General features: G+C 73.8%; 2 protein-coding genes. Both read left to right on the top strand.

What is annotated here, in order from left to right:
- Positions 1-1,166: glucarate dehydratase family protein (locus AOK23_RS39760; RefSeq protein WP_055717300.1), on the top strand; the 1,166-nt coding region annotated here is incomplete at its 5' end.
- Between the two features lie 81 nt (positions 1,167-1,247).
- A partial coding sequence (locus AOK23_RS39755; RefSeq protein ID WP_157878294.1) for a class I SAM-dependent methyltransferase occupies positions 1,248-1,547 on the top strand: 300 nt, incomplete at its 3' end.

Genomic DNA, 1,547 nt, shown 5'->3' with positions numbered 1-1,547 from the left:
ACGGGACCACGGGCGTCGGCGAGACCTACGGCGACACGAAGTACCTGGAGCTGGCGCGGCCGTTCGCGACGCGGCTGGTGGGCCGCTCGGTCGACGATCTGAACGGGCTGTTCGCCGTCGCCGACGAGGTCGCGGTCGACGCGTCGCGGACCTCCGGCCAGGTGGACGTGGGCGGCCTGCGCGGGGTGCAGACCGCCGACAAACTGCGGCTCTCGGTCGTCTCCGCGTTCGAGGTGGCCTGCCTGGACGCCCTCGGCAAGGTGCTGGGTCTGCCGGTGCACGCGCTGCTCGGCGGCAAGGTGCGGGACACGGTGGAGTACAGCGCGTACCTGTTCTACAAGTGGGCCGACCATCCCGAGGGCGTCGTCTGCGAGAAGGACGACTGGGGCGCGGCCCTCGACCCGGCCGGGGTGGTGGAGCAGGCCCGGAGGTTCACCGAGCGCTACGGCTTCACGTCCTTCAAGCTGAAGGGCGGTGTCTTCCCGCCGGACGAGGAGATCGCCGCGGTCCGCGCCCTCGCGGAGGCGTTCCCCGGCCGTCCGCTGCGGCTCGACCCCAACGGGGCCTGGTCCGTGGAGACCTCCGTGCGGGTCGCGGACGCCCTGGCCGACGTCCTCGAATACCTGGAGGATCCGGCGCTCGGCACCCCCGCCATGGCCGAGGTCGCGGCGCGCACGCCGGTGCCGCTCGCCACCAACATGTGCGTGACGACCTTCGCCGAGATCAAGGAGGCGTTCACGAAGGACGCCGTCCAGGTCGTCCTGTCGGACCACCACTACTGGGGCGGCCTGCGCAACACCCGTGAACTGGCCGCGATCTGCCGTACCTTCGGCGTCGGCGTCTCCATGCACTCCAACACCCACCTCGGCATCAGTCTCGCCGCGATGACCCATGTGGCGTCCACGGTGCCGAACCTCCACCACGCCTGCGACTCCCACTACCCCTGGCAGTCCGAGGACGTCCTCACCGAGCGCCTCGCCTTCGAGAACGGCTCCGTACGGGTGTCCGACGCGCCGGGCCTGGGCGTCGAGCTGGACCGCGCCCGGCTGGCCCTCCTCCACGAGCGGTGGCTGGCCGACGACGGCTCCCTCCACGACCGTGACGACGAGGCGGCGATGCGGGTGGCGGTCCCGGCCTGGAGCACCCCGTCGGTGCCGCGCTGGTGAAGGGCCCCACCGCCTTCTGAGGGGCGCCGGACGCCCGCGTGTCCCCGTTCCGCGCCGGCCCGGCGGAGCCATCGTGGGGGCATGGACGACAGGCGTGGCGACGTGTGGGCGGCCGGTGACGCCTACGAGCGGTACATGGGCCGGTGGAGCCGTCCGGTCGCGGAGCGGTTCACGGCGTGGCTCGGCCTCCCGGAGAGTGCGCGGTGGCTGGACGTGGGGTGCGGCACCGGCGCGCTGACCGCGACGGTGGCGGCCCACCGCCGGCCGCGCACCGTGGTGGGGCTGGACCGGTCCGCCGGGTTCGTGGCCTCGGCCCGTGCCGCCGCGCCCGCGGCAGCGCACTTCGTGGTGGCCGACGCGGTGGCGCCGCCGGTGCGCGCG

Source organism: Streptomyces torulosus (assembly GCF_001419765.1).
Taxonomy (GTDB): domain Bacteria; phylum Actinomycetota; class Actinomycetes; order Streptomycetales; family Streptomycetaceae; genus Streptomyces; species Streptomyces torulosus.
Note: the sequence above shows the minus strand (reverse complement) of the source record. Positions and strands in the feature narration are given on the sequence as shown.